Annotated in this window: 17 protein-coding genes and 1 tRNA gene; 11 read left to right on the top strand and 7 right to left on the bottom strand. The window is 38.1% G+C overall.

Features of this window, described 5'->3' with window-relative positions; translation table 11 throughout:
- Window positions 1-307: 307 nt before the first annotated feature.
- From MTO68_RS03260 to MTO68_RS03250, 3 genes are all read right to left on the bottom strand, one after another.
- Window positions 308-1,276 carry an IS30 family transposase gene (locus MTO68_RS03260; RefSeq protein WP_235663160.1) on the bottom strand — a complete coding sequence of 323 codons (969 nt, stop codon included), beginning with the start codon at window positions 1,274-1,276 and terminating at the stop codon, window positions 308-310.
- Window positions 1,277-1,476: 200 nt separating this feature from the next.
- Complete coding sequence (locus tag MTO68_RS03255; protein ID WP_058951641.1) at window positions 1,477-2,805, bottom strand: integrase arm-type DNA-binding domain-containing protein; 1,329 nt, start codon at window positions 2,803-2,805, stop codon at window positions 1,477-1,479.
- Between the two features lie 157 nt (window positions 2,806-2,962).
- A tRNA-Leu gene (locus MTO68_RS03250) sits at window positions 2,963-3,049 on the bottom strand.
- A 184-nt stretch (window positions 3,050-3,233) separates the two neighbouring features.
- Between MTO68_RS03250 and queA the strand changes: the two genes are divergently transcribed.
- The 11 genes from queA (at window position 3,234) to secF (ending at window position 14,603) form a co-directional block, all read left to right on the top strand.
- A complete protein-coding gene (gene queA / locus MTO68_RS03245) occupies window positions 3,234-4,271 on the top strand; it encodes a tRNA preQ1(34) S-adenosylmethionine ribosyltransferase-isomerase QueA (protein WP_056514968.1) in 1,038 nt (345 codons plus the stop codon).
- A 146-nt stretch (window positions 4,272-4,417) separates the two neighbouring features.
- Entirely contained in the window at window positions 4,418-5,440 is a 1,023-nt protein-coding gene (locus tag MTO68_RS03240) for a PRA1 family protein (RefSeq protein ID WP_244014992.1), read from the top strand.
- Between the two features lie 88 nt (window positions 5,441-5,528).
- Complete coding sequence (locus MTO68_RS03235) at window positions 5,529-6,554, top strand: hypothetical protein (protein ID WP_244014990.1); 1,026 nt, start codon at window positions 5,529-5,531, stop codon at window positions 6,552-6,554.
- A 19-nt stretch (window positions 6,555-6,573) separates the two neighbouring features.
- Entirely contained in the window at window positions 6,574-7,143 is a 570-nt protein-coding gene (locus tag MTO68_RS03230) for a LemA family protein (protein ID WP_004723147.1), read from the top strand.
- Between the two features lie 258 nt (window positions 7,144-7,401).
- Window positions 7,402-8,118, top strand: a complete 717-nt coding sequence (pnuC, locus tag MTO68_RS03225) for a nicotinamide riboside transporter PnuC (RefSeq protein WP_244014989.1) — start codon at window positions 7,402-7,404, stop codon at window positions 8,116-8,118.
- Window positions 8,119-8,129: 11 nt separating this feature from the next.
- Window positions 8,130-9,143, top strand: a complete 1,014-nt coding sequence (locus MTO68_RS03220; RefSeq protein ID WP_244014987.1) for an AAA family ATPase — start codon at window positions 8,130-8,132, stop codon at window positions 9,141-9,143.
- A 239-nt stretch (window positions 9,144-9,382) separates the two neighbouring features.
- A complete protein-coding gene (locus tag MTO68_RS03215; RefSeq protein ID WP_244014985.1) occupies window positions 9,383-9,799 on the top strand; it encodes a hypothetical protein in 417 nt (138 codons plus the stop codon).
- Between the two features lie 275 nt (window positions 9,800-10,074).
- The gene (tgt, locus tag MTO68_RS03210; protein ID WP_004723155.1) at window positions 10,075-11,205 is read left to right on the top strand and encodes a tRNA guanosine(34) transglycosylase Tgt; all 1,131 of its coding nucleotides are present in this window, start codon (window positions 10,075-10,077) and stop codon (window positions 11,203-11,205) included.
- Window positions 11,206-11,339: 134 nt separating this feature from the next.
- On the top strand, window positions 11,340-11,669 hold the full coding sequence (gene yajC / locus MTO68_RS03205) for a preprotein translocase subunit YajC (RefSeq protein WP_004723156.1): 330 nt from the start codon (window positions 11,340-11,342) through the stop codon (window positions 11,667-11,669).
- A 53-nt stretch (window positions 11,670-11,722) separates the two neighbouring features.
- Window positions 11,723-13,624, top strand: a complete 1,902-nt coding sequence (secD, locus tag MTO68_RS03200) for a protein translocase subunit SecD (RefSeq protein ID WP_004723158.1) — start codon at window positions 11,723-11,725, stop codon at window positions 13,622-13,624.
- Between the two features lie 10 nt (window positions 13,625-13,634).
- Window positions 13,635-14,603, top strand: coding sequence for a protein translocase subunit SecF (gene secF, locus MTO68_RS03195; protein ID WP_004723159.1), 969 nt, complete (start codon window positions 13,635-13,637; stop codon window positions 14,601-14,603).
- Between the two features lie 183 nt (window positions 14,604-14,786).
- On the opposite strand, the gene MTO68_RS03190 is transcribed toward secF, so the two are convergent.
- The 4 genes from MTO68_RS03190 to MTO68_RS03175 all read right to left on the bottom strand — a co-directional run bounded on the left by MTO68_RS03190 (window position 14,787) and on the right by MTO68_RS03175 (window position 18,538).
- Window positions 14,787-15,494 (bottom strand): FG-GAP repeat protein, encoded by a 708-nt coding sequence (locus tag MTO68_RS03190; protein WP_244014983.1) that lies wholly within the window; start codon window positions 15,492-15,494, stop codon window positions 14,787-14,789.
- Between the two features lie 126 nt (window positions 15,495-15,620).
- Window positions 15,621-17,075, bottom strand: a complete 1,455-nt coding sequence (locus MTO68_RS03185) for an NAD(P)(+) transhydrogenase (Re/Si-specific) subunit beta (RefSeq protein WP_151801647.1) — start codon at window positions 17,073-17,075, stop codon at window positions 15,621-15,623.
- 3 nt (window positions 17,076-17,078) lie between these two features.
- Window positions 17,079-17,399, bottom strand: a complete 321-nt coding sequence (locus MTO68_RS03180; RefSeq protein WP_004723166.1) for a proton-translocating transhydrogenase family protein — start codon at window positions 17,397-17,399, stop codon at window positions 17,079-17,081.
- 11 nt (window positions 17,400-17,410) lie between these two features.
- Window positions 17,411-18,538: a Re/Si-specific NAD(P)(+) transhydrogenase subunit alpha gene (locus MTO68_RS03175; RefSeq protein WP_004723168.1), complete on the bottom strand. Its 1,128-nt coding sequence runs from the start codon at window positions 18,536-18,538 to the stop codon at window positions 17,411-17,413.
- Window positions 18,539-18,867 lie beyond the last annotated feature (329 nt).

Genomic DNA, 18,867 nt, shown 5'->3' with positions numbered 1-18,867 from the left:
TGAGCTTTTATTATTTTTAAATATATATTTTATACTTGTTATTATACTGCTTTATATTATAAAAGTCAAATTTCAACTAAAAACTACCATAATAAATTAGATGACTAACTTCTTTCTCATACTCATTTAAATTAAACACAATATGACCAAAATTTTTAAAAAATTTTATATTATTATCATCATTTCTTAACAAAAATACTTTTGGAATTATTTTACTTAGATCATCTAATTTTATATTTTCAATTTTTGGATAAATTAAACCATATCCTATCCAGCACTCAATCGCATAAGATAAAACATGGCGAATTCAAACATGAGGTGCGACAGTTTCAAAAGCCTTATGATAATCAACAAGCTGAGCAAACTTCTCTAATGGTGTAAGCCAATCTAACGCTTTTCTAGGACGAGTATTCAGTGACATGGCAACTTGATTTAAATAATGCTGATCTGCCTGATTTAAATCAATCCCTTTAGGTAAATATTGCCTAATTAAACCATTCATATTTTCGCATGTGCCTTTTTGCCAGGGTGAATGTGGGTCACAGAAATATACATCTATGCCTAAATCTTCTTCGAGTTTTTTATGTTCTGACATCTCACGTCCACGGTCATAGGTCAACGTTTTACGCAGTTCTGCAGGTAAATATTTCAGAGCTTCAGTTAAAGCCTTGCGCACGGATTCTGCCTTTGCATCAGGTAATGTTGCCAAGATACAGAGCCGTGTATTTCGTTCAATAAGTGTTGCTATCGAACTTTTATTGTCTTTACCTTTAATTAAATCGGCTTCCCAATGACCCGGTATTTTTCTTTCTTGAACTTCGGCTGGGCGCTCATGAATAGTTTTAATATCCTGTAATATAGAATCTTTTTTAGGTTCACCGTTAGCTTTTCGCTTTTTATTTTCATGACGCAGACAGGATAATAAGTCTTTTTTCAACTCACCCTTTGGTAATGCTCGTATAGTTGAGTAAATCGTTGTATGGCTTACATTCATTGTTTGATCCAAATCAGGAAATGTCTTTAAACGCTTTGCTATTTGCTGAGGAGACCATAAACAACGGATCGCTTCAACAATAAATTTCCAAAGGATTGAATCGATTTTGAGTTTTCTATGACCACGTCTACGTCTAGCGAAGGTGTGATCAGAAGCATATCGGGCTTGATAAACGTCATTGATGCTATTTCTTTTAAGTTCACGATAGATCGTACTAGGATGTCTTTTAATAAGTTCAGCAAATTTTCTGGGTGAAAAGCCTTCTTTTCTTGATTCAAGCATTAATGCAGTACGATCTTCAAAGTTAAGATGATGGTATGACAATTTTATATACTCCATAAACCCTTTAAATTAATTAGGTGGTTTATGTCGCACTTCAAGTTTTACTCTGCCCATCATTATTTTCACTTATATCTTCAGCCAAAATTGATTCAACATTTTGGTATTTCATTAAATCTTTGACTGAACATTTAACAACCCTACTATTCGCTAAGAAGAGCTTCATTCATTTTCTCTTTTGATTTTAAATTCAGTAAGTCTCCATATTCATGAGGAGTTATATACGGATTATTTTCAATATAGGTTAGCCAGTTACTCCATATATTCATAATTTTTCTACGTTCTTCTAAGTATTCTGCAATATGAGTATACGCTCCAACGGTATCATTCTTTTCTATATGACTCATTTGCTTTTCTAAAGCATCTCTTTGGAACAAACCCATTTCAGCTAAAGAAGATCTTGCTAAAGCCCTAAAACCATGTAAACAAATCTCTTCTTTGTCATATCCCATACGCTTTAAAGCATTATTAGGTGCTTCCCCACTCAAGAATTTATTTTTGTCTTTCACACTTGGAAAAACGTGATTACAGTTACCACTATAAGTATAAATTTCTTTTAAGATTTCTATCACCTGTGGAGATAATGGCACAAGATGTTCTCTTCTTGATTTTGCCCCTCGATTCGAATACTTAATCCCTTCAATTAATTCTCTTCTAGCAGGTACACGCCACTGTTTCTTTTTAAAATCAATCTCAGTCCAACGTGCGTATCTAACTTCAGAAGAACGAAGGAATGTATGTAATACTAGTTTTAAACAACTCTTAGTTAGAAAATGTCCAGTATCTTTCTTAATCCCTTTTATAAGGTTTGGGATTTCATCTAGTGATTTAAAAGTAGCTCTATGTTTTTTGGGAGCAGATAAATCTAAAGTATCTTTCAAATCTCTAGCTATATTTGTTTCGATAAAACCATGCTGTAGTGCATATGCATAGATTAATATCAAGTCTGCTCTGATTCTCTGTGCATGATCTGCTGACTTTTCATAGATTCTATTTAAAAGATTCATCAATTCTTTTAATGTAATTTTTTCAATCAGTTTATCTTGAAGGATTGGAAAAACATGATTCTCAAATTTTCTTAGTCTTTTATGCTTAGTTTCTTCATCTAATTCAGCTTTTTTTGCATAAACTTCTAACCAAGCAAGTGTGATTTTCTTAAATGTGTGCTGATTATCTTTTTTCTGATTTTGTAAATGCTTTTGTTCTTTTGGATCTAAACCTTCTGCAAGCATTGTTCTGTAAGCTGAACGATATTCTCTAGCTTTAGCTAAACTTAGTTCAGGATAGGTTCCTAACGTCATTTTAGACACTTTATCAGCTATTTTATTTTTATATTTGAATTGCCAACTTTTCGTACCAGAGGGTCTAACAAGTAAAATTAGACCATCACCATCATGCAATGGATATTCTGTATCTTTAGGTTTGGCAGAAGCACATTTAGTATCAGTTAGAGGTTTAACTTTTATTGCCATTCCAAATCAATACCTTGAGCATATGAGGTACTCATTAAGGTACTCATTTGGCATAGGTGTATCAAGGAATATAACGTGATATAACGATTGATAATTTAGATAAATGCAGGATTTACAAAGATATTTTATTATATTAATCCATATATCTTAAAAGATATGGTCCCGAGGGTCGGACTCGAACCGACACGTCATCGCTGACAGTGGATTTTGAGTCCACCGCGTCTACCAATTTCACCACCTCGGGAGAGGTTGTGTGCGTATAATAGCGCGTTTCATTTTCTTGTCAACGACAAGTTTTCACATTTGTTTAATTTTAAGGCAGTTCTGGTTTTTTTGGATTATAAAACATCAATTTCAGCCATTAATTTGAAAAACGACTATACTAGCGGCAGTTTTTAAATCCCAAATGTCAGTTTTTCTTCCTCATGATGCAACTCTCCGATTTTAATTTCGAACTTCCCGACGAACTCATTGCGCGCTACCCACTTGAAACACGTAGCGCTTCTCGCCTTTTACATCTCAATGCAGATGGTTCATACCAAGATCTTCACTTCACCGATGTTTTTGATTTATTCAATGAAGGTGATTTATTGGTACTCAATGATACCAAAGTAATGAAAGCACGTTTAAAAGGTAAACGCGCCTCTGGTGGTGCTATTGAAGTTTTGGTTGAACGTATTTTTGATCAGACCATTGCACATTGTCATATCAAAGCCAGCAATTCGCCTAAAGCAGGTGCTGAATTATTTATTGGCAAGGATGAAGTCAAAGTGACAGTAACAGGTCGTCATGAAAACTTATTTGTGGTGGAGTTTTCACAGCCTATTTTGCAAGTTTTAGATTTATATGGACAATTGCCTATTCCGCCTTACTTTAACCGTGAAGCAGAAGCCATTGACACAGAACGCTATCAAACCGTGTTTAACGATCCAACCAAATTAGCAAGCGTAGCGGCACCAACAGCAAGTTTGCATTTTGACCAAGCCCTATTAGAAAAATTAGAGCAAAAAGGCGTAAATAAAGCGTTTGTAACCTTACATGTGGGTGCTGGAACATTCTTACCCGTACGTACAGATCAGATCGAAAATCACATCATGCACAGTGAATGGTGTGATGTACCTGAAGCAACAGCAAAATTGATTCAAGAAACCAAAGCACGTGGCAACAAAGTGATTGCCGTTGGAACGACAGCAACACGCGCTTTAGAAAGTGCAGCACAAGCATCTGGTGGAAAAATTGCCGCGTGGACAGGTGATACACAAATCTTTATTTATCCAGGGTATCAATTCTGTGTGGTTGATCGCTTGATCACCAACTTTCATTTACCAGAATCTACCTTGTTAATGTTGGTATCTGCATTATCCAACCGTGACAATATTATGAATGCATATCAACATGCTGTTGCAAGCAAATATCGCTTCTTTAGTTATGGCGATGCAATGTTGATTGAAAACGCAAATGGTTAGATTCAACTAAGCGCAATCTATTTAAAAATTATTGCTTAGTCAGCATACCAATATGCAAAGTGTGGTTTAAACACCACACTTTGCATTCAAAATCATTTTTTCGTTACAATCAGGCATCTAAGCACTTGCTACAATAATGAATAAAGATGAATGATTTACTCACAAAAATTCAAAATGCCTTTAGTCAACAACACGCCAACAATGGAAAGACTCAGCACAATATCCATGCGATCAATCAGTTACTCTCGTCAAATCAGGATTTTGAACAGATCATTGCAAGTTTAAAGAATTGGCAAGATGATCCGAGTCTGTCTATTCAAAATTATACTTTTTGGCTTTTTATCGCGATCGCGATTGGTTTATTTGTGCTGGCTATTTTTACCCACCCGATGCTCTTACTGGTTGCGGGTGCGAGTGTGGCTTTTGCTTTCTATAAGCGCACTTCGACAAAAGCCCTCAATCAATTGGTTGAAGATGCTCATCAAAAGAACCTAGAAGCGAAATATCAAATCCGCTTCTATCCCAATGCCTTCGATGAAAATATTGAGTCTCCTTATAATTTCCCGTTATTTGGATTAGGGGATCATGAAAATACGATTGGTCATTGCATTTATGGCGCTTGGCAGGTCAACGGCATCAACTATCCATATATGCTGTTTAATTATCATTATGTGGATGAAGTCGAAACGCGTGATTCAGAAGGCAAAAAAAAGACTGAATATCGTCATTATGATTTATGGGGGATCATTCTAGAAAACTTCCCTGCTCAAGGTATCAGTATTTCATCTAAACAAAATCGAGCCTGCCGTCTTGGGGTAAAATGGTCGAGTGGGGATATTCGTTTCGACAATCAGTACCAATTAAGTGGTACAAATGAAATGCAACTTGCCAAATTTTTCACACCAAATCATGTATTAATGCTTGATCAAGCCATGGCTTATTTTAAAGGTGATTTTTATGTTCAAGCCCAGCGCCCTTCTTTGTGCTGGCTGTTTAAAACGGATATTACCAAAGCGCAGATGCAAGTCGATAAAGTTCAAACTGTCTATGATTTGGCTGCACAACTTGAAAGTATGAACATGCCTGATTATGAGCAGCTTAAAGATTCACTGATCACGATTCTACAAGAAGTCCAGCCTCATTACGCGACAAATAAAGTTGAAAAATAAACAATTTACTTTGTCGATACAATAATTTATCGCATACTGATCAATCTGGAATTCGAACTTTAATAAACTTCAATCATGATTATTTGCTATGCCTATAGAAACCGTTGAGCGATTACTTCACCTACGCACAAGAAAAAATAAACATGTGATGCGCAATATCGCTCGGCTTTGGGAAATTGGACAACAGGCTCAATCTGCACAAGATATTTTAGATGGCTTACATCCGTGGGGAGAATGTAGAGAGTTATTTTTTCATAACCTCATCCCCAGACTGCTGTTTATGATTGGGGTACTGACTGCAATTTTTGGTTGGCTGATTCATCACTATATTCCCTACCCACTGAGTCTATTAGCAGCCTTGTTATGCTGTTTTGCTGCTTATTTAATTTATGAGCAAAGCGATCCAATTGATGAAGTCATCAATTTTTTAGAACAGCGCATGATGTTTCTCCGCTACGAGTTAGATTTTAATAAAACCCCAAGTCATATCTCCACAACAAGCAATAGCTTTTTGGTCATGAGCAAGTTAAAACAAAGTTTTCCGTTGTTTTCGCAAGGCAATGTGTTGAATGAGATTGAACAATTTGCATCCACCAAATGGTTTGATGGTGAACAAGAACATCATGTGATGTTATTTCAGTATCATTATGTCGATGAGTTTTCACTGCCCAATACTCAGGGTGAAAAACAGAAAATTAAGGAAACTCATAAAAACCAATGGGGCGCTTTTATTTTTCAATTACCCGCCCTCGGCTTTGCCGCCAGTAATAAACATCATGAATTTATTCCGCCCTATACCCAAATATGGAAAACTGCGGATATTCTGGTCAGTCAAAATTTATATATTTTTGGCTATGATCAACATCAACTTGCCCGTACCATTAGTCCAAGTATCACCTTAAAATTAAGTGATTTTTTTCAACACTATTCAGGTGATATTGTTTATCATTTTGAAGAAAATATGCTGTGCTATATGGGAGATCAAGATCTCTTTCGCATTCGTCGTAAAAAACAAAAGCTTCAGGATATTTCAGCACTTCGTGGACATTTAAGAACATTAACCATGCCTGAATATGAAAAATTTAAACAGTGCATGCTAAACTTGATTTCATAAATCAAAAGGAATAATCAAAATGGGTTTAATCATATTTATTGGGATTTTTATTGTTCTGATCGTTTGGGGTATTCTGGTCAGAAATAACATTGTGCGTTATTTCAATGCGACACAACGCGCATGGGCTGAAGTTGCCAACTTTGAACGCCAGAAAGTAAAAACACTGGAAACTTTAGAGCAAACTTTGGCGCAATATACACAGTTTGAAAAATCAACTTTGGAAAAAGTGACCGAGTTACGTCAGCAAATTTTGAATCTAAATCTAAACAATACCGATGTTTCTCAACTGCAACATGTTGAAAAACTCAATCAAGATTTAATGAAAAGTTTAAATGTGGTGGTTGAAAATTATCCTGAACTCAAAGCAGATACTTTGTATGCAAAAATGATGGATGATATTCAAGAACAAAATGAAAATGTCGGTGCAGCAATCACCATCTTTAACCGTAATGTTGAAGAATTTAATAACACCATCGAAATTTTCCCAAACAATATGATCAATACCATTACTTTGGCAAAGAAAACAATTCGTCCATTTTCCGACAATGTGGTTACTCAGAATTTTGATTACAAGCCTAATTTTAACTAAGCTTTACTCTATATTATTGGAAAAACCATCCTTCCCAAAGAAATATTGGGAAGGTTCTTTAATCAAACATCACTTAAATAAATACGTAAAAAACAAATAATCACAATGGATTTATCAACAGGCTTGGTAAAAAACAATTGGCAACAGTCCAGTCCTTGCATGCGATTAAACTGAAATTTCAAATCGTCTGTAGGGTTTAAATCGGGTATAAATTACCAGCAAATTACACCAGCAGCATTATTTAGAATTACAAACCCTATGTTGAAAATCTTTTCCCCCCATCCCTTTCGCCTTCTTTTCAAAAACTGGAATATATTTGAAATTGTTTGGCTTTTTAGTTTTATTTTCATCGGCTGTATCATTACTTTAGTTCAACAAGATACATGGTTTAATTTCGTGGTATTACTCAGCGGAATTCTCTGTGTGGTATTGGCAGCAAAAGGCAATATTCTCAATTATAGTTTTGGTTTATTTAATAGCTGTGCTTATGCATGGATTTGCTATAACAACGGGCTTTATGGCGAAATGGGACTGAATCTCTTGTTCTTTGTCCCAACCGCTTTGATCGGCATGCTACTTTGGCAGCAACATACCAAAGAAAAACAATTACAGCAGGCCTATACCCTTCGGCAGGCTTATTTGATTTTGATCATCCTGAGCAATATAGGTTGTATTGCGATACTCGGTTATCTGCTTGCCCAAGTTGCCACTCAAAATACGCCTTATATCGATGCAACCACCAATATCCTTGCAATCACAGCAACGATTTTGATGCTGCTGCGTTTTAAAGAACAATGGTGGTTCTATATTACTTTAAATATCTTCAGTATTTTAATGTGGGCGATCCGGACCATTGATGGGAGTGGTGATGGTGCAATGATGTTATTGATGTGGTCAGCCTTTCTGATCAATGCCATCTACGGCTACTTTAACTGGAATAAACTTGCACAAAACCACTCAAACCCATCCTATTGAATTTAAAAACTATGAAAAAAATCGGACTGACACTCGGTAAATATGCACCCTTACATGCAGGTCATATGCATATATTTGAAACAGCATTACAAGAGGTAGATGAGCTGTATGTATTGATCTATCAAAGTTCAATTACAAGCATCCCCTTAAACATTCGCGCCCAATGGATCCGTGATTTATTTCCTCAAATTCATGTAATTGAAGCATGGGATGGGCCTGAGGGTTATTCCAATGATCGGGCGTTTGAAATAGAACAAGAAAATTACATCATTCAAAAGCTCAATGGTGTGAAAATTTCGCATTTTTATAGTAGTGAATTTTATGGTGAGCATGTCAGCACAGCACTCAATGCAATTGATCGTAGAGTGGATGAGTCACGTTTACAGGTGCCGATCTCCGCTACAATGATTCGAGCAAATGCCTTTCAAAATCGAAAATTTATTCCCAACTGTGTCTATGCAGATTTAATTAGCAAAGTCGTCTTTGTCGGTGCCATGTCTACAGGCAAGTCTACCTTGGTTGAAGCACTTGCGAAAAAGTATGCAACAACTTTTGCCCCAGAATATGGACGTGAATATTGGGAAACTCACCAAATTGATCGTCGTATCGGTTTTGAGGATTTCAACATTATTGCAGATCGTCATATCGCCTACGAAGATCAGGCCACTTTAGATGCAAACCGTTATTTATTTGTAGATACCAACGCGATAACCACAGCGATGTTTTGTATGGATTATCATGGACGATTACCAGAACATCTCAAACAACTTGCACTCGAAAATGCACAACGCTATGACTTATTTTTCTTGTGTGAAGATGATATTGCTTATGACGACACTTGGGATCGTAGCGGCCCACAAAAAAGAGCTATTTTTCATCAGCAAATTATTGCGGATCTCAAACAACGTCGGATTCCATACATTGCTTTAACAGGAAGTTTAGAACAACGGATTGCCAAGGTTGAACAAGTGCTAAATCAGTTTGATAAATTCAATAATTTTTTTGGATCAGCTTTTAAGCCATGAACAGGAATCGATTATGGTGATTGAGTATATTTGCCTCGGAACATATCACCTAAATCACCATGTGGAAATTTGAATAAAAAATTCAGTCATAATCCTGTTTATTTTCAACATAAAAAATGACATTTTGATGATTTTCTGATATTTTCAGACCGCTAAAAAATGACTATTTTTAGAACAAAACGATCAACTTAAAATGATCAACTTAATAAAAAGACAATCTAAAGATTGGAGTAAATCAAATGTTAAAAAAATTATTCATGATGTTATGTCTGTGTTTTCTTTGGCAAGCCCCTGCTCAAGCGAAAGGCCTGTTAGTTTTCAATACAGGCGATGAAATGTTTAAGGTTGGCCCATTTCCACAAGAGCTGTTAAGTCAATATGAAGATCTTAAAAGTTTAAGCGTAGGCTATAAATGTAGTCACTTTGGAATCTTATGGGCAGATGTCAAAACATGGGACTGCACCTTGGTCGGTATGACTGATGCAGAACCAGATACGTTTTATGAATTACCTGATGATGTCATTTCAACCTTAAGTAAAAACCCTGAATACCAAGAAAATAAAATGCAACGTAATTTTTGGAATCATTATGGAATATTCATCATGATTCTGGGAGTTATCGCCTTGATCATTATCGGTCGTAAAGCAAAAGACTAATTTTCTATCTTGTCCAAATCTAAGCTCAAAAGCGAACCACTATTCGCTTTTGAGCTGCATAAAAATAATACCTTGATATTCAAACAATAATTATTCAACGATAAAAAAATGATTCTCCTATCAACCTATTGCTCTTCAAGGCGCTAAATCAATAATTTTAAATTTAACATTATGAAAAACAACATGACTGGTATTCGACCATAAAATCAGGGAAAATAGCCCCCTTTTGCAATTATCAATCAGCGAACTGTTTTTTCGCCAGATTTAGGTTATTTATGAAGTTTGAAAAATTAGGTCAGTCGGGGCGTGCTCGTCGTGGTCGTTTAACTTTAGAACATGGTGTGATTGAAACACCTGTGTTCATGCCTGTGGGAACTTATGGCACAGTTAAAGGCATGTTGCCACGCGATATCGAAGACATCAAAGCACAAATTATTTTAGGCAATACCTTCCATCTTTATTTACGTCCTGGACTAGATGTTATCCGTGAACACGGCGGTTTGCATGAGTTTATGAAATGGGGCAAACCGATTCTTACTGATTCAGGCGGCTTCCAAGTCTTCAGTCTGGGTGCTATGCGTAAAATCAAAGAGGAAGGGGTGACTTTCCGCTCACCTATTGATGGTTCAAAAGTCTTTTTATCTCCTGAAATTTCAATGGATATTCAACATACATTGAACTCAGATATTGTGATGATTTTTGATGAATGTACGCCATACCCAGCAACCCATGAAGAAGCACAGAAATCGCTTCAACTGTCATTACGTTGGGCGAAGCGTTGTAAAACACAACATCACGATGTTTTAAAAAATAGAAACGCATTGTTTGGAATCATTCAAGGCGGCATGTATGAAGACCTTCGTGAAGAGTCTTTAAACGGTCTTAAAGAAATTGATTTTGATGGCTTTGCGATTGGTGGTTTATCTGTCGGTGAACCCAAAGAAGAAATGATCAAAGTTTTGGATTATCTGCCTGCAAAAATGCCAGAAGATAAACCACGTTATTTGATGGGTGTGGGTAAACCAGAAGATATCGTTGAAGCAATTCGTCGCGGTGTCGATATGTTCGACTGTGTCATGCCAACTCGTAATGCACGTAATGGTCATTATTTTGTTACCGATGGTTTGGTTCGGATTCGTAACAGCCAATATCGTCATGATCAAAGTCCACTGGATCCACATTGTGACTGTTACACCTGTACCAACTTCACTCGTGCCTATTTATTCCATTTAGAAAAATGCGGTGAAATGCTCGGTTCAATGTTGGGCACGATCCACAATTTACGTTATTACCAACGTTTTACCCAAGATATTCGTGATGCTTTAGATCAGGGAACTTTTGACGAATACGTGACTGATTTCTATCAACGTCGCGGTTTAGAAGTTCCTCCTTGTCCTGCTGACTAATGCCCCAATATAAAGTTGAATTGAAGATTAATTCAACAGTATTTGCGCTGAAACCCAAGACAAGGTAAATTGCTGAACAAGTCAATTTAAAAGCCATGAAAATGGCAGATAATTTTTAACATTAGGAAATTAGAATGAGCTTATTTATTTCTTCTGCTCACGCTGCAGCAGCGCCTGCACAAGGCCCAGGCATGATGGCAAACATATTGATGATTGTAGTATTTGTTGCAATCTTTTATTTTCTCATCTGGCGTCCTCAAGCAAAACGTGCAAAAGAACACCGTACTTTAATCGAAAGCTTAGGTGTTGGCAGTGAAATTGTCTTTGCAGGCGGCTTAATGGGTCGTATCCTAAAAATTGATGGCGACTTTGCAGTGGTTGAATTAAGCAAAGGAAATGAAGTCAAAGTTCAACGTGCAAGTGTTATTTCAGTACTCCCTGAAGGCACATTAAATAACCTTTAATCATAAAACGGTCGTGCACTTAGCACGACTTTTTCATTTTAAGAAGAAAGCGAATGCGTTACCCTGCATGGAAATATATATTGATTCTAGTGGTACTAGTGATCAGTACATTATATGCGCTGCCGAGTTTGTATCCTGACGAACCTGCTGTTCAAATTTCTGGTGCCAAGGCTGGTACCACAATTGATCAGTCTGTCATACAAAAAGCAGAGCAAATTTTAAAAAGTGAAAATATTAGCAGTCATGATAATACCTTCACCAACAATGCTGCCCTTCTGCGTTTAAATACGTCTGAAGCACAGTTAAAAGCAAAAGATGTCCTCAGCAAAGGTTTGGGTGAGAACTATACCGTTGCATTAAACCTTGCACCAACCACACCTGAGTGGTTGCAAAAAATTGGCGCTAAGCCAATGAAGCTTGGTTTGGACTTACGTGGTGGTGTTCATTTCTTACTTGAAGTAGATATGGACAAAGCTATTGCACAACGTATGGAAACCTCAGCAACAGACTTACGTCGTGAGTTCCGTGACAATAAGATTAAATTTAATAGTCTTTCATTGAACAACAATACCATTACGATTCAGTTTGCAAATAATGATGACCGTGCAGCGGTAATGGACTTTTTACGTCGTGATGGGAATAAGTTCAATCAACAAGCTTTAGCAACGGATACAGGTTCTACGCTTAAGTTGACTTATAACGATGCGACCAAGCAAGATATTCAATCTTATGCACTTAACCAAAACTTAACGACTTTACGTAACCGTATTAATGAGTTAGGTGTGGCTGAAGCATTGGTACAAAGCCAAGGTAGCAACCGTATTGTGGTTGAATTGCCTGGTGTACAAGATACTGCCGAAGCTAAACGTGTCTTGGGGCGTACTGCAAACCTTGAATTCCGTTTAGTGTCTGATTTAAATGATCAATATATTGACCGTTTCACAGGTAAATATAATGGTCAACCTTTACCGCCAGGTACTGAAGTTTTTGCTTACGAATCTTTGGACAGTGGTCGTGAACTGTTATTAAATCGCAGCCGTATCCTTACGGGTGAACGTGTACAAAATGCATCAAGTGGTTTTAGCCAAGATAGCGGTGGTGCTGAAGTAAATATTACTTTAGATACTGCTGGTGGTAAGTTGATGTCAGATGCAACCCGTACTGCTGTTGGCAAACGCATGGCGGTTTTGTTTATTGAAAATAAACAAAAAATCACCTCTGTTGCTGATCCAGTTACAGGTGCAATGACAGAAGTTCGTACCCCATATACTGAATCTGTGGTAATCAATGCTGCAAATATTCAAGCGGTTTTAGGTTCATCTTTCCGTATTACTGGTTTAGATTCTCCTCAAGAAGCGGCTGAACTTGCATTGATGTTACGTGCTGGTGCTTTAGCTGCACCAATGTACTTTGTAGAAGAACGAGTTGTTGGTCCAAGTTTGGGGCAAGAGAACATCGACAAAGGCGTATTATCAACGCAAGTTGGCTTCCTGCTTGTTGCAATCTGGATGATCGTGTTCTTCCGTCTATTTGGTTTAATTGCTGATGTAGCATTAGTGATTAACTTAGCAATGCTTCTCACCATTATGTCTTGGATCGGGGCTTCACTGACCTTACCAGGTATTGCCGGTATCGTAATCACCATTGGTATGGCGGTCGATGCCAACGTACTGATCTGTGAGCGAATACGAGAAGAAATGCGCTGGGGGGCCTCGCCCAAACAGGCCATTATTGCCGGTTATGATCGAGCCTATAACACCATTCTCGACTCAAACTTAACCACATTCTTGGTTGCATTTATTCTGTTTGCGATTGGTACAGGTCCGATCAAAGGCTTCGCTGTAACGCTGATGATTGGTATTATTTGCTCAATGTTTACTGCAATTACAGTAACACGTGCAATTGTCCAATTGGTATATGGCAGAAAACGTAACTTGAATAAGTTGAGCATATAGGAGATCGAAGATGACTGATGTGACTCAACCGAAAAAGAAATATGGTCGCCCAGATGATGAGCATGTAATTAATTTCATGAAGATTGCCAAACCAGCGGCAATCATCTCAATCCTTTTGACCATTGCAAGTATCTTCTTTATTGCCACCAAAGGCTTAAATCTTGGTTTAGATTTTACTGGTGGTGTTTCTGCAGAATTGAACTATCAATATGCAGCAAAACCAGCAGACGTGATTTCGAATTTGGATAAAGCCGGCTTTAAAGATGCAGTTGTACAAACATTAGGTTCAAACAAAGACTTAATTGTACGTATGCCTGCGCAAGACCTTAAAGTTGAAGACTTAAGCAATACCATCACCAAAGCGGTTCAACTGCCAAATAACACTGCTGTTGTTCATAAGGTTGACTCTGTCGGTGGTCAAGTTGGTAATGAGCTATATTTACGTTCTGCAGGTGCTGTAGCGCTTGCAATGCTACTTATGCTGATCTACGTGACCATTCGCTTCGAGTTTAAACTTGCAGTTGGTGCAGTGCTTTCATTACTGCACGATGTGATCGTAACGATTGGTATTTTTGCAATGATGCAATGGCCATTTGACCTTACTGTTTTAGCGGCTATTCTTGCCTTAATCGGCTTCTCGTTAAACGATAACATTGTTGTATCGGATCGTATCCGTGAAAACTTCCGTAAGATTCGTGGCGCGACACCGTTAGAAATTGTGAATATTGCCTTAACTGAAACCTTAAAACGTACCATTCATACCTCGATGACATTATTGCTGGTTGTACTTGCAATGATGTTCTTGGGTGGTGACGGTCTACACTGGTTCTCAGTTGCGATGTTTATTGGTGTATTTGTAGGTACGTATTCTTCAATCTATATCGGTACTGCATTTGCATTGTGGCGTGGTCTTAACCGTCAAGACTTTATCGTACAAGTTAAACCTGAATTTGAAGATGAAGAGCATATTCCTCACTAAGTTTCAGTTTTAATTGAAAAAGCTCATCTTTGGATGGGCTTTTTTATGCTTAAAAATTTAACATCACACCGTAAAAGAAGTTGTTCTATTCATAAGACCTTACTCTGCCCTACAATTCAGCATCTGTTGATTTACATCATATAGCGATATCAATACAGAATAGGTATACGAGGTAAATTGTGACTACTGAGCATAATATTTTGCAGTTGGATAATACTTGGTCTTTTCCTTCCATTTTCCATTGACCAGATTGCGATCTGTGACTTCAACTTGATCACCTTGTGGTGATGTTGCATCCTCAATAAACTCTCGAACCAGCAATAAACCTTTTCTAGGCACAACTTGATACTCAGAACGAATATGGTAGCAACAGCCACTTTTATTAAAGGTGATGATACGTTTGCGCTTTTTGTCTAGCTCGAACATACCTAAATTTTCTTGAGTGAGTGCAGACAGTTCCTGACTTAAAACAAATTTATTCTTGCTTTGATTAAATACATAAATGTCATACACCGGACCGCCATAAGAACCATAATTGCCGTTTCTAATCGCGAGGTCTTCTGTTCCATCGAAGTTAAAATCATCAAAAATCAAAGGACTTTGTTCGCCATAAAGCTGTATAACATTAACACTCGGTTTAAACTTTTCATCCAAATACATGGTCAGTTCATCAGAGTGAAATGCTTGAAATACCGCTTTACTGCCCTTTTTTAATAGTTTTACTTCAGCCTTAGCCCCACATTCATCTTTTTCACATGCAATATCAATTACGGCATCATAGTGTTTCGAGCCATCTTGAATTTCAAAAACTTGTGCATGCGTTATAGACAAGGAAAATGCCAGATAGATGCCCAAGCTGTTACAGATTATTTTAAATGGTTGATTCATCATTTTTTTATTCAGTCAATTTTATTAAAATCATAGCATTAAAATTGCTTAAATAAAAAACCGCCCGAAGGCGGTTAGGCTCCCTCCTTTATCAAAGGAGGCTTGGGGTGGATTTAATCCGATAGCGGCTTAGTGCCCACCACCATTGATTGCTTTTGTCATCTCTTCAACAACTTTCTTAGCATCACCAAAGATCATCATGGTTTTGTCATTGTAGAATAAGTCATTGTCTAAACCTGCATAACCTGTTGCCATAGAGCGCTTGATTACCATAATGGTACGTGCTTTATGTGCTTCAAGAATCGGCATGCCATAAATTGGTGAGCTTGGATCATCTTTAGCCGCTGGGTTAACAACGTCATTCGCACCAATCACCAATACAACATCAGTCGCCGGGAAATCAGAGTTGATCTCGTCCATTTCCAAGATGTCTTCATATGCAACATCAGCTTCCGCCAACAATACATTCATATGACCAGGCATACGACCTGCAACTGGATGGATTGCAAAACGAACTGTTACACCTTGCTCTTTTAAGATTTCACACAATTCTTTCACTGCGTTTTGTGCACGACCTTGCGCCATACCATAACCCGGTACAATCACAACGCTGTCTGCATTTGACATCAAGAAGCCCGCATCATCCGCAGAACCGGAACGGTAATTACGTTGAACTTGCTCACCTTTATCAACCGATGCTACAGCCGTACCACCCATCGCACCACCAAACAATACATTGATGATTGAACGGTTCATTGCTTTACACATGATGTAAGACAGAATTGCACCTGATGAACCCACCAGAGAACCCGCTACAATTAGCATGTTGTTTTCAAGTGTGAAACCAATACCTGCCGCAGCCCAACCAGAGAATGAGTTCAGTAGTGAAACCACCACTGGCATATCACCGCCACCGACTGGTGCAATCCAAACCCAACCAAATGCCAATGCCAGTGCAGTCATCGCCCAGAATGCTTGCATATTGCCTGTGGTAAAGAAATACACACCACACGCCAGCATAGCCAGAAAAATGATCGCTTGAACGGGTTTAACCCAAGCACCTGAAATGGTTTTTGCCCATTTCTTTGCAGCTAACTTACCATAAGCAAATACAGATGCAGTAAAGGTAATCGCACCAACGAAGCAACCGACGAATAATTCAAATAAATGAACTTTACTCATATGCGCATGCTGTACACCAGCAGCGGTTAAAGCAGATTCGTTTTGTGCAAACAAAGCAGTCAGTTGGTTATTATGTAAAATTGCAGCAATTGCAATTAATACCGCAGCCAAACCAACAAGTGAGTGCATCAACGCCACTGTTTCTGGCATTTGTGTCATTGGAACTGTACGTGCACGTGCAATACCGACAATTGCACCCAACACCATTGCACCACCAATCATCCATACAACAGGATGATCTGCGACAAAGAATGTAGTGATTACCGCAATCGCCATAGCGATCATACCGTAACGGTTACCAGCAATCGCAGTTTTAGGGCCTGAAAGACCACGTAAGGTTAAGATGAAAAGGACAGCACCTACAAGGTAGAACCAATCCGCATATTCTCGAATAAATTCCATAGATTAGCCCTCTTTTTTCTTTTGTTTTGGCTTAAACATTTCAAGCATACGTGCAGTCACTGCGAAGCCACCAAAAATGTTAATACTTGCCAAGAACACTGCAATTGCACCAAGTACACTAACAACATTCACGGACTGGAATTGTACACTTGCATCTACAACACCAGGAATTCCAACTGTTTGTATCATCGCACCCACAACGATAATTGAGGACAATGCATTGGTTACTGCCATTAACGGCGTATGCAATGCAGGTGTGACACCCCAAACCACGTAGTAACCAACAAAGATGGCTAAGACGAAAATAGTAATAGTTTCAACCATGATGACTCTCCTTAACCACGCTTCAGCAGTACTTGACCGCCATGAGTTACTAGAAGTGCTTTTTGAATTTCGTCTTGTTGATTGATGGCAAAGTTTTTCTCTTGATCAAACAAAGTTTCTACGAAATTGAAAACATTACGTGCATACAGTGCCGAAGCTTCTGTCGATACTGTAGAAGGAATATTTGGAATACCTAAAATCGTCACGCCATTGTCAGTGACAACATTTTCACCATTCTTAGAACCTTCAACATTGCCGCCTGATTCAACCGCCATATCTAGAATGATTGAACCCGGTTTCATTTTGGCAACAGTTTCAGCTTTGATTAAGCGAGGTGCATCACGACCTGGCAACAACGCAGTAGTAATCACGATGTCTGCATTTGACACGGCTTTATCTACGATGATGGCTTGGTCTTGAATATATTGCTCGCCTGGCATCCAGCCATAACCATTTTTAGCGGCATCGGCAGCTTTTTGTTTTTCTTCATCAGACATCGGTACATCTAACCACTTACCACCAAGTGATTCGACTTGGTCACGTGCAGTTGGACGTAAATCTGTTGCTTCAACAACTGCGCCTAAGCGTTTTGCAGTTGCAATGGCTTGAAGACCTGCGACACCCACACCCATAATCACGATACGAGCGGGTTTCACAGTACCTGCAGCAGTCATCAGCATTGGGAACATACGTTGATATTCCGCAGCGGCCAATAACACCGACTTATAACCTGCAAGGTTGGCTTGAGAAGACAATACATCCATATTTTGCGCACGAGACAGTGTTCGTGGCAAAAGCTCTAACGCAAATGCAGACACTTGTTGTGACGCAAATTGGTCAAGTTCAGTATTACGGTATGGGTCAAACATTGCTACCACAGCTGTTCCAGCGGCAAGCTTTTGAATTTCCTCACCTTGTGGTGCACGAACTTTCAAAATAATTTGACTACCTGTATAGGCATCATCTGTAATTTTAGCGCCGACTTGTTCATAAGCACTGTCAATATAAGCCGCTTTTTTACCAGCGCCTCGTTCAATGACAATACTATGACCAGCACTAATCAACTTTTTTACTGTCTCTGGCGTAGCGGCTACGCGGTTTTCACCGACGACAGATTCTTTTGGGATTCCAATCTGCATGAGCGTTCCTCAAGCTAATTTTTCTTCAAGTAAACATCGTAAATAACCCGATGTTTCCCCCAGATGCGTTGTTATGAATTTTTGGATTCTAATTGAACTTTTTTAAAATACCACCCAATATTTATTTAATAAATACCCATATTTTGAACTGATGATTCATAAATATAATTGTGCGACATACCCTATATTCAATTTATTGTATTTTTCTCGTATTATCCTGCTCAGTTTTTTTGACATATCCTGTCTCCAATTTTTAAAAACGATGTTTTTTTAAGCTTATTAGCATATTTTAGGCTGCTCACCCTACCCTACTGATTGGCATTTACAGC

Source organism: Acinetobacter sp. NyZ410 (assembly GCF_022828975.1).
Taxonomy (GTDB): domain Bacteria; phylum Pseudomonadota; class Gammaproteobacteria; order Pseudomonadales; family Moraxellaceae; genus Acinetobacter; species Acinetobacter guillouiae.
The sequence above is the reverse complement of the archived record's forward strand: the minus strand, read 5'-3'. Positions and strand labels throughout refer to the sequence as shown.

Excerpts from the sequence above, each read along its gene's own strand:
- MTO68_RS03180 (WP_004723166.1), bottom strand. The coding sequence starts at position 17,399 with ATGGTTGAAACTATTACTATTTTCGTCTTAGCCATCTTTGTTGGTTAC.
- MTO68_RS03260 (WP_235663160.1), bottom strand. The coding sequence starts at position 1,276 with ATGCTTGAATCAAGAAAAGAAGGCTTTTCACCCAGAAAATTTGCTGAA.
- MTO68_RS03175 (WP_004723168.1), bottom strand. The coding sequence starts at position 18,538 with ATGCAGATTGGAATCCCAAAAGAATCTGTCGTCGGTGAAAACCGCGTA.
- MTO68_RS03215 (WP_244014985.1), top strand. The coding sequence starts at position 9,383 with ATGTTAAAAAAATTATTCATGATGTTATGTCTGTGTTTTCTTTGGCAA.
- MTO68_RS03230 (WP_004723147.1), top strand. The coding sequence starts at position 6,574 with ATGGGTTTAATCATATTTATTGGGATTTTTATTGTTCTGATCGTTTGG.
- MTO68_RS03185 (WP_151801647.1), bottom strand. The coding sequence starts at position 17,075 with ATGGAATTTATTCGAGAATATGCGGATTGGTTCTACCTTGTAGGTGCT.
- yajC (WP_004723156.1), top strand. The coding sequence starts at position 11,340 with ATGAGCTTATTTATTTCTTCTGCTCACGCTGCAGCAGCGCCTGCACAA.
- queA (WP_056514968.1), top strand. The coding sequence starts at position 3,234 with ATGCAACTCTCCGATTTTAATTTCGAACTTCCCGACGAACTCATTGCG.
- secD (WP_004723158.1), top strand. The coding sequence starts at position 11,723 with ATGCGTTACCCTGCATGGAAATATATATTGATTCTAGTGGTACTAGTG.
- tgt (WP_004723155.1), top strand. The coding sequence starts at position 10,075 with ATGAAGTTTGAAAAATTAGGTCAGTCGGGGCGTGCTCGTCGTGGTCGT.
- MTO68_RS03235 (WP_244014990.1), top strand. The coding sequence starts at position 5,529 with ATGCCTATAGAAACCGTTGAGCGATTACTTCACCTACGCACAAGAAAA.
- MTO68_RS03220 (WP_244014987.1), top strand. The coding sequence starts at position 8,130 with ATGAAAAAAATCGGACTGACACTCGGTAAATATGCACCCTTACATGCA.
- MTO68_RS03190 (WP_244014983.1), bottom strand. The coding sequence starts at position 15,494 with ATGATGAATCAACCATTTAAAATAATCTGTAACAGCTTGGGCATCTAT.
- secF (WP_004723159.1), top strand. The coding sequence starts at position 13,635 with ATGACTGATGTGACTCAACCGAAAAAGAAATATGGTCGCCCAGATGAT.
- pnuC (WP_244014989.1), top strand. The coding sequence starts at position 7,402 with ATGTTGAAAATCTTTTCCCCCCATCCCTTTCGCCTTCTTTTCAAAAAC.
- MTO68_RS03240 (WP_244014992.1), top strand. The coding sequence starts at position 4,418 with ATGAATGATTTACTCACAAAAATTCAAAATGCCTTTAGTCAACAACAC.
- MTO68_RS03255 (WP_058951641.1), bottom strand. The coding sequence starts at position 2,805 with ATGGCAATAAAAGTTAAACCTCTAACTGATACTAAATGTGCTTCTGCC.